Source organism: Jatrophihabitans sp., assembly GCF_035474675.1.
GTDB lineage: Bacteria > Actinomycetota > Actinomycetes > Mycobacteriales > Jatrophihabitantaceae > Jatrophihabitans_A.
The window spans coordinates 1-3184 of record NZ_DATINC010000041.1 but is presented as its reverse complement, the minus strand read 5'-3'; the positions used below and the strand labels follow the sequence as shown (position 1 = coordinate 3184).

Genomic DNA, 3184 nt, shown 5'->3' with positions numbered 1-3184 from the left:
GACGGGCAGTACCAGACGCTCGGCCTGCTGATGTACCAGCAGGGCTGGACCAACGACCGGCTGGGGCTGGCGGCCGCCACCGCCTGGACGATGTTCGCGATCATCGTGCTGGCCGTGCTGACCAACCTGCTGCTGGCCCGCCGGCGGGAGCGCCGGGTCGGCGCGGCGGTGCCGCTGATCAGCCCGGCAACCCTGGAGGTGACCCGGTGACCAGCACCGCGCAGCAAACCTCCGCCGGGCAAGCGGTTTCCCCGCCGGCCCGACCAGTCCCGGCGCAGCGGAGGCGGGACCGGGCCCGGACGGTGCGTGGCAAGCCGATGGACGCCGGCCCGCTGAGCTACCTGATCCTGGTCGTGGTCATGGTGGTGTCGGTGTTCCCGCTGTACTACACGATCGTGATGGCCTCGCACACCAATGCCGAGATGGCCGCCCGCACTCCCCCGCTGCTGCCCAGCGGCTCGCTGTTCACCAACATCGACCAGGCCCTGGACCTGGCGCCGCTGAACAAGGGCCTGATCAACTCCCTGATCGTGGCCGGCTGCGTGACGCTGGGCACCGTGACGTTCTGCACGCTGGCCGGTTTCGCCTTTGCCAAGCTGCGGTTCCGGGGTCGCAACCTGCTGCTGGGGCTGTGCATCGGCACCATGATGGTGCCCACCCAGATGGGAATCATCCCGCTCTACATGCTGATGGCGAAGTTCGGCTTCGCCAACCACCTGCAGGCGGTGATCCTGCCCACCCTGGTCACCGCGTTCGGGGTGTTCTTCCTGCGCCAGTACATCGCCAGCGCCGTGCCGGACGAGCTGATCGAGGCCGGCTACGTCGACGGCGCCGGGACGTTCCGGATCTTCCGTTCCATCGTGGTGCCGGCGGCCCGGCCGGCGATGTCGGTGCTGGCGATGCTGACCTTCCTGACCGCCTGGAACGACTTCTTCTGGCCGCTGATCGCGCTCAGCTCGCAGAACCCCACGGTGCAGGTCTCCTTCCAGAGCCTGGCCACCGGATACGCACCCGAACAGTCCATCATCATGGCCGGCACCCTGTACGGCACCGTCCCGGCGCTGGTGGTCTTCGCGCTGCTGGGCAGGCAGATCGTCGGCGGAATCATGCAAGGAGCAGTCAAAGGATGACCCCACAGCCGACGACCGACCAGGCGTCCGACCGCCTTTCCTTTCCGCCCGGCTTCGTCTGGGGCTCGGCCACCGCCGCGTACCAGATCGAGGGAGCGGTGCACGCCGACGGCCGGTTGCCCAGCATCTGGGACGTGTTCTGCCAGGTGCCGGGCAACGTCACCGGCGGCGACACCGGAGATGTCGCGTGCGACCACTACTCCCGGATGGCCGCCGACCTGGACCTGATGGCCGACCTCGGCCTGCCCTCCTACCGGTTCTCGGTGTCCTGGCCCCGGGTCATCCCGGGTGGTTCCGGGCCGGTGAACGAGGCCGGCCTGGACTTCTACCGGCGGCTGGTGGACGGCCTGCTCGAGCGCGGCATCACCCCGCTGCTCACCCTCTACCACTGGGACCTGCCGCAGGCATTGCAGTTCGAGGGCGGCTGGACCAACCGCGACACGGTGGCCCGGTTCGCCGAGTACGCCGAGGTCATCGGCCGGGCGCTCGGCGACCGGGTGCCCACCATCACCACCTTGAACGAGCCGTGGTGCACCGCGTTCCTCGGGCACGCCTCGGGGGTGCACGCCCCGGGCCTGACCGACAACGCCACCGCGCTGGTGGTGGCCCACCACCTGAACCTGGCACATGGCCGCGCGGTCCGCGCGCTGCGCTCGGTGTGCCCGGCGCAGCTGTCGGTCACCCTCAACCTGGCCGAGGTCCGGCCGGCCGGCGACAGCGAGGCCGACCTCGCCGCGGCCGAGCACGTGGACCGGATCGCGAACCGGATCTTCACCGAGCCGATGCTGCGCGGCAGCTACCCCGCCGAGCTGCTGGCCGAGACCAAGCACCTGTCCGACTGGGCGTTCGTCGCCGACGGCGACCTGGCCGAGATCAACGCCGGGATCGACCTGCTGGGCGTCAACTTCTACGCACCCAGCGCGGTGGCCGCGGCCACCCCGGAGATCCGGGCGCAGGTGACCGGCCGGTGGGTGAACGACCCGAGCCAGTCCGGGGCGGGCCCGTCGCCGTGGCCCGGCACCGACCTCGCCTACTCGGTTCCGCAGCCCGGCCCCTACACCGCGATGGGCTGGCCGATCGTGCCCGAGGCCTTCACCGACCTGCTGCTGCGGGTGCACCGGGACTACCCGGAGATCGGCCTGGTGGTCACCGAGAACGGCGCGGCCTTCGACGACGCCGTCAGCGCGGACGGCCGGGTGCACGACGCCGACCGGATCGACTACGTCCGCCGGCACCTGGCGGCCGTGCACGCGGCCATCGAGCGCGGCGCCGACGTGCGCGGCTACTACCTGTGGTCGCTGATGGACAATTTCGAATGGGCATGGGGTTATTCCAAGCGCTTCGGCATGGTCTACGTCGACTACCCGAGCCAGCAGCGCATCCCGAAGGACTCGGCGCTGTGGTTCCGCGACGTGATCGCCGCCAACGCGGTGGAGTCCTGAGCGCTCAGCGCGCTGGACCTGGAGCGCTCAGCCGGTCCGGTACGGGTTGGTCACCACGCCCCGGCCGCCGGCGTAGCGGTACACCTCGTGCCCGGACACGAACACCCGCTCGGCGCGCTGCAGCACGTCCAGCGGGTCGCCGGACCAGATCACCACGTCGCCGTCCTTGCCCGGGGCCAGCGAGCCCACCCGGTCGGCGAAGCCGAGGATGCTGGCCGGGTTGACGGTGATCGAGCGCAGCGCGTCCGCGCGTGACATCCCCTCCCGGACGGCGAAGCTGGCCTGGTGCACCAGGAAGTCGATGGCCACCACCGGGTGATCGGTGGTCAGTGCCACCAGCACGCCGGCGTTGGCCAGCTTGCCCGCGGTGGCCAGGCTGCGGTTGCGCACCTCGACCTTGGACCGGGTGTGGAACAGCGGGCCGACGATGCACGGGATGCCGCGCTCGGCGAGCACGTCGGCCAGCAGGTAGGCCTCGGTGGCGTGGTTGATCACCAGCCGGTAGCCGAACTCGTCGGCCAGCCGGATCGCGGTGGCGATGTCGTCGGCGCGGTGGGTGTGCTGGCACCACGGCAGCTCGCCGGACAGCACCCGGGCCAGCACCTCCGAGGA

3 protein-coding genes and 1 pseudogene are annotated in these 3184 nt (G+C 70.7%); 3 read left to right on the top strand and 1 reads right to left on the bottom strand.

What is annotated here, in order from left to right; translation table 11 throughout:
* The 3 genes and pseudogenes from VLJ82_RS04275 to VLJ82_RS04265 all read left to right on the top strand — a co-directional run.
* A pseudogene (locus tag VLJ82_RS04275) lies at positions 1–210 on the top strand (hypothetical protein); the annotation flags it as partial.
* Complete coding sequence (locus VLJ82_RS04270) at positions 207–1130, top strand: carbohydrate ABC transporter permease (RefSeq protein WP_408662084.1); 924 nt, start codon at positions 207–209, stop codon at positions 1128–1130. The pseudogene VLJ82_RS04275 and the gene VLJ82_RS04270, both read left to right, overlap by 4 nt.
* Positions 1127–2572, top strand: a complete 1446-nt coding sequence (locus VLJ82_RS04265; protein WP_408662083.1) for a glycoside hydrolase family 1 protein — start codon at positions 1127–1129, stop codon at positions 2570–2572. Before VLJ82_RS04270 ends, VLJ82_RS04265 begins: the two co-directional genes overlap by 4 nt.
* A gap of 27 nt (positions 2573–2599) precedes the next feature.
* On the opposite strand, the gene VLJ82_RS04260 is transcribed toward VLJ82_RS04265, so the two are convergent.
* Positions 2600–3184, bottom strand: a 585-nt coding sequence (locus VLJ82_RS04260; RefSeq protein ID WP_408662082.1) for an amidohydrolase family protein, incomplete at its 5' end; no start/stop codon positions are given.